1 protein-coding gene, 2 tRNA genes and 3 rRNA genes are annotated in these 5,757 nt (G+C 53.7%); all 6 read left to right on the top strand.

All coding sequences use genetic code 11. The features are described 5' to 3' along the window. Positions 1-340: hypothetical protein (locus tag WKV53_RS28510; protein ID WP_341408260.1), on the top strand; the 340-nt coding region annotated here is incomplete at its 5' end. Between the two features lie 35 nt (positions 341-375). Continuing rightward, a 16S ribosomal RNA gene (locus WKV53_RS28515) occupies positions 376-1,893 on the top strand. A gap of 180 nt (positions 1,894-2,073) precedes the next feature. Further along, positions 2,074-2,149, top strand: a tRNA-Ala gene (locus WKV53_RS28520). Between the two features lie 66 nt (positions 2,150-2,215). Beyond that, positions 2,216-2,292, top strand: a tRNA-Ile gene (locus tag WKV53_RS28525). Positions 2,293-2,538: 246 nt separating this feature from the next. Further along, positions 2,539-5,374: ribosomal RNA gene (locus WKV53_RS28530) — 23S ribosomal RNA — on the top strand. A gap of 213 nt (positions 5,375-5,587) precedes the next feature. Beyond that, a 5S ribosomal RNA gene (gene rrf, locus WKV53_RS28535) occupies positions 5,588-5,703 on the top strand. Together the 16S, 23S and 5S rRNA genes with 2 tRNA genes alongside form the textbook arrangement of a ribosomal RNA operon. Positions 5,704-5,757: the final 54 nt, after the last annotated feature.

Raw genomic sequence — 5,757 nt, forward strand, 5'->3', positions numbered from 1 at the left:
CATCACGAAAGGTATTGACCCCCGGGGTCCGGGCACCTTAGGTTCTCCCCGCCGCGCGGCACCAAGCGCGGCGCGAGAGACGGGAGTCGATCGCGGTTCTTCTTCTACGAAGACAGAATCCGATCGGCTTTTTAGTCCCCTCGAAACAAGATCTTTCACAAATCATGGTCCGGCAATGGTTGCTGGAGTTGTTCGCAAGATCCTCACGAGGATTGAGTTAGCAAGCTCCGGGCCAAAAATGCCGGATGAAGAGGAAAAGGCTAAATTGTGTGCTGCGTGCATGAAGATGCGCGCGGTGTTCAGGGAGAACCTCACGGTTCAAACTGGACGGTCAATTTGACGAACGGTTCCGCAAGGAGCCGGTCGCATACGTTTTTTACGGAGAGTTTGATTCTGGCTCAGAACGAACGCTGGCGGCGTGTTTAAGACATGCAAGTCGAACGGATTGAAGTTGTAGCAATACCGCTTCAGTCAGTGGCGCACGGGTGCGTAACACGTGAGTTACATGCCCTGTAGTGGGGAATAGCCCGCCGAAAGGCGGATTAATACCCCATGGTCCCGCAAGGGTAAAGGTGGCGAAAGCTGCCGCTACAGGATTGGCTCGCGGCCTATCAGCTAGTTGGCGAGGTAACGGCTCACCAAGGCGACGACGGGTACCTGGTCTGAGAGGATGATCAGGCACACTGGAACTGAGACACGGTCCAGACACCTACGGGTGGCAGCAGTCGAGAATAATTCACAATGGGGGAAACCCTGATGGTGCAACGCCGCGTGGAGGATGAAGGTCTTCGGATTGTAAACTCCTGTCATCTGGGAGTAAGACCTGGCGGTAAATAGCCGACAGGGTTGATAGTACCAGAAGAGGAAGGGACGGCTAACTTCGTGCCAGCAGCCGCGGTAATACGAAGGTCCCAAGCGTTGTTCGGAATCACTGGGCGTAAAGGGAGCGTAGGCTGCGTGGTAAGTCAGATGTGAAATCCCGGGGCTCAACCCCGGAACTGCATCCGATACTGCCACGCTTGAGGGTTGGAGAGGTAGCTGGAATTATCGGTGTAGCAGTGAAATGCGTGGATATCGATAGGAACACTCGTGGCGAAGGCGAGCTACTGGACAACATCTGACGCTGAGGCTCGAAGGCTAGGGGAGCAAAAGGGATTAGATACCCCTGTAGTCCTAGCAGTAAACGGTGCACGCTTGGTGTGAGGGGATTCGACCCCCCTTGTGCCGGAGCTAACGCGTTAAGCGTGCCGCCTGGGAAGTACGGTCGCAAGACTAAAACTCAAAGAAATTGACGGGGACCCGCACAAGCGGTGGAGTATGTGGCTTAATTCGATGCAACGCGAAGAACCTTACCAAGGCTTGACATGGATTTCTAAGCACGTGAAAGCGTGTGACCCTTCGGGGGACTTCCACAGGTGCTGCATGGCCGTCGTCAGCTCGTGTCGTGAGATGTTGGGTTAAGTCCCGCAACGAGCGCAACCCCTGTGAACTGTTGCCAGCACGTAATGGTGGGGACTCTGTTCAGACTGCCCAGATCAACTGGGAGGAAGGTGGGGACGACGTCAGGTCAGTATGGCCCTTACGCCTTGGGCTGCACACGTACTACAATGCCCAGTACAATGAGAACCGAGACCGCGAGGTGGAGGAAATCTACAAAACTGGGCCCAGTTCGGATTGGAGGCTGCAACTCGCCTCCATGAAGCCGGAATCGCTAGTAATGCTGCATCAGCTACGGCAGCGTGAATACGTTCCCGGGTCTTGTACACACCGCCCGTCACATCATGGAAGCCGGTAGCACCCGAAGTATCGTACGATCCTAAGGTGAAGCTGGTAACTGGGATGAAGTCGTAACAAGGTAGCCGTAGGGGAACCTGCGGCTGGATCACCTCCTTTCTATGGAGTAGCTTCAAACCTTCGGGTCACTGAAGCAGGTCGAGGCCCCAGTTCAGCAATGAACGGGCTGCGGAGAACGCGATGAGCGCCGCACCAAAATATTATTATACCGCGTGTTATCCGACGCCCGCAGCACACGATTTAGCTTTCGTCCTCTTCTTCTTCAATCCTCCTTCGAGAGGGGGTTTAGCTCAGTTGGTAGAGCGTCTGCTTTGCAAGCAGAATGTCAACGGTTCGAATCCGTTAACCTCCACCATCTTTCATGATCCGTCTCGAGCTTCCAGGGTAAAACCGGGAGGCACACGGGTCTTGGAAATTAATTGGGCCTGTAGCTCAGTTGGTTAGAGCACCGCCTTGATAAGGCGGGGGTCATAGGTTCGAGTCCTATCAGGCCCACCATCTTTCGAAGGTCTGGAGAAACATGATAATTTGTGAGTGAGCAACCGCTCTTTGACATCCGTATGGAGAAATAAAGTTTTTCAAGAGACTGCAAAAAATCAATTGTTCACATGAGCCATTATTTGCGCGGTCCTTGGTATACAAGTAGATTTGCCGGTGTGACTCACGCCGGCGCGCAATGAACCACCGCTGCTTTACGGCATGGCGGCAGGCATTGCGCATGAACGAGCTGATTTCGAACAAAGGAATCAAGCTTTAAAGGGCACAGAGTGAATGCCTTGGTGCTAACAGGCGATGAAGGACGTGATAAGCTGCGATAAGCTTCGGGGAGCTGCAAACGAGCGTTGATCCGGAGATTTCCGAATGGGGTAACCTGGTGGTGTTAATACGCCATCGTTCTTTCCTGAACAAAGATAGGGAAAGATACGCGATACCCGGTGAAGTGAAACATCTCAGTAACCGGAGGAAAAGAAAGAGAATCGATTCCGTAAGTAGTGGCGAGCGAAAGCGGATCAGCCCAAACCGGAAGCTTGCTTCCGGGGTTGTAGGACCCCGATGTGGGACCGTTGACGATAGGTGAAGGACCTGGAAAGTTCCGACAAAGAGGGTGAAATCCCCGTAACCGAAATCCGACGCGGCCCTAGGGTGTTCCTGAGTAGCACAGCACACGTGGAACGTTGTGTGAATCTGCGCCGACCACGGCGTAAGGCTAAATACTAGTTAGCGACCGATAGTGAACCAGTACCGTGAGGGAAAGGTGAAAAGAACCGCTGCGAGCGGAGTGAAATAGAACCTGAAACCCTGTGCCTACAAGGTGTAAGAGCCCCTTCGGGGGTGATTGCGTGCCTTTTGCTTAATGAGTCTGCGAGTCAGTATGTGTGGCAAGCCTAAGTTCTTCCGGAATGGAGGCGCAGCGAAAGCGAGTCCGAATAGGGCGATCATAGTTGCACGTGCTGGACCCGAAGCGGAGGTGATCTACCCTTGAGCAGGTTGAAGCGTCGGTAATACGACGTGAAGGACCGAACCGGTGAATGTTGAAAAATTCTCGGATGACTTGAGGGTAGGAGTGAAAGGCTATTCAAACCCCGTGATAGCTGGTTCTCCTCGAAATGCATTGAGGTGCAGCGTCGCGTGCTGATTACCGGGGGTAGAGCACTGAAAGGGCTAGGGGGCATACCCGTCTACCAAACCCTATCAAACTCCGAATACCGGTGAGTGGAGCGCGGCAGTGAGACGGTGGGGGATAAGCTTCATCGTCAAAAGGGAAACAACCCTGATCAGCAGCTAAGGTGCCTAAATAACGCTAAGTGGAAAGGATGTGAGATTTCACAGACAGTGAGGATGTTGGCTTAGAAGCAGCCACCATTTAAAAAGTGCGTAATAGCTTACTCATCGAGAGATCTTGCGCCGAAAATGATCGGCGATAAGCGTTATACCGAAGCTCTGGGTGTCTACTGTATCAGTAGGCGCGGTAGAGGAGCATTCTCAACACGCTGAAGGTGGATGGCGACTGAAACTGGAGAGTTGAGAAGAGAGGATGCAGACATGAGTAACGATAAGACCGGTGAAATCCCGGTCCGCCGTAAACCCCAGGTTTCCCGGGCTACGTTTTTCGTCCCGGGGTTAGTCGGGACCTAAGCCGAGGCGGATACGCGTAGGCGATGGACAGCTGGTTAATATTCCAGCACTTCCGAAACTTAAGCAGGGAGGACGCATGATGAAAAGCCACTAGGTGATTGAATTCCGAGGTGAGGCTACGGCCGATCCGCATGGCTGGAAATTGTGCCAAGAAAAGCCCCTGTGCATGCTAAGGAACCCGTACCGTAAACCGACACAGGTGGGTGGGTAGAGTATACCAAGGCGCAAGAGTGAACCCTAGTTAAGGAACTCGGCAAATTAGCCCCGTAACTTCGGAAGAAGGGGTGCCCCATGCAAATGGGGCCGCAGTGAAATGGCCCAACCGACTGTTTAGCAAAAACACAGCACTCTGCCAAGACGCAAGTCCAAGTATAGGGTGTGACACGTGACCAATGCGGAAAGATTAAGGTAAGAGGTTAGCCGCAAGGCGAAGCTTTGAGCCCAAGTCCCCGTGAATGTCGGCCGTAACTATAACGGTCCTAAGGTAGCGAAATTCCTTGTCGGGTAAGTTCCGACCTGCACGAATCGTGTAACGAGTTGGGCACTGTCTCAACTAGGTGCTCAGTGAAATTGTAATGGCGGTGAAGATGCCGCCTACCCGCAGAAGGACGGAAAGACCCTATAGACCTTAACTGTAAGCTGTCATTGGTTTTTCGATTCTCATGCTCAGCATAAGTGGGAGACGTTGATATGGCCCTTTAGGGGGTCGTGGAGTCATCAGTGAGATACCACCCTTGGGTGTTGGAAGATCTAACCCCGACCCGTGAAACCGGGCGGGAAACAGTGTCAGCCGGTCAGTTTTACTGGGGCGGTATCCTCCCAAAGAGTAACGGAGGAGCGCGAAGGTGGGCTCAGCATGGTCTGCAACCATGTGTCGAGTGCATAGGCATAAGCCCGCCTAACTGTGAGGCCTACAAGCCGAGCAGAGACGAAAGTCGGCCTAAGTGATCCGGCGGTAGAATGTGGAATTGCCGTCGCTCAACGGATAAAAGGTACCTTAGGGATAACAGGCTGATTTCGCCCAAGAGTTCATATCGACGGCGAAGTTTGGCACCTCGATGTCGGCTCGTCGCATCCTGGGGCTGGAGAAGGTCCCAAGGGTCCGGCTGTTCGCCGGTTAAAGCGGCACGCGAGCTGGGTTCAGAACGTCGCGAGACAGTTCGGTCCTCTATCCTCTGTGGGCGCAGGAAAACTGAGGGGTTCAATTCCTAGTACGAGAGGACCGGAATTGACGCACCTCTGGTGCACCGGTTGTTGTGTCAACAGCATGGCCGGGTAGCTAAGTGCGGACGAGATAAGCGCTGAAAGCATCTAAGCGCCAAGCTCCTCCCAAGATGAGTTTTCCCTGAAGGATCGTGGAAGACTACCACGTTGATAGGCCAGAAGTGGAAGCGTAGCAATATGTGCAGCTTACTGGTACTAATCATCCGTCTGGCTTGATTCCGTTCGGAATCGCTTGCTTCCCAAGCGACCGCGCGAGGCTCAAAGTGGACGAATTGAGGTTGATTGAAGTGAATTTGAAAGCTCCATGCGGATGTCAGAGAGCGGTGATGGCCGGCAAGCTGTAACAAGCGACACCGGCCAAGGCCTCCGACCATTAGAGACCCAGCCCTGAGCGAGTGCCAACGAGCACGAGCGACAACAAACAGGGTTGCCCTCTGGTGGCCAGAGCGTGGTGGAACCACCCGGTCCCATTCCGAACCCGGAAGTGAAACGCCGCAGCGCCGATGGTATTGGGACGACAGGTCCTGTGAGAGTAGGTCGCCGCCAGGTATTTGCCCGTCTTCTTCAGCAATGAAGGAGACGGGCTCTTTTTTGTACGCGTGG

Source organism: Luteolibacter sp. Y139 (assembly GCF_038066715.1).
GTDB lineage: Bacteria > Verrucomicrobiota > Verrucomicrobiia > Verrucomicrobiales > Akkermansiaceae > Haloferula > Haloferula soli.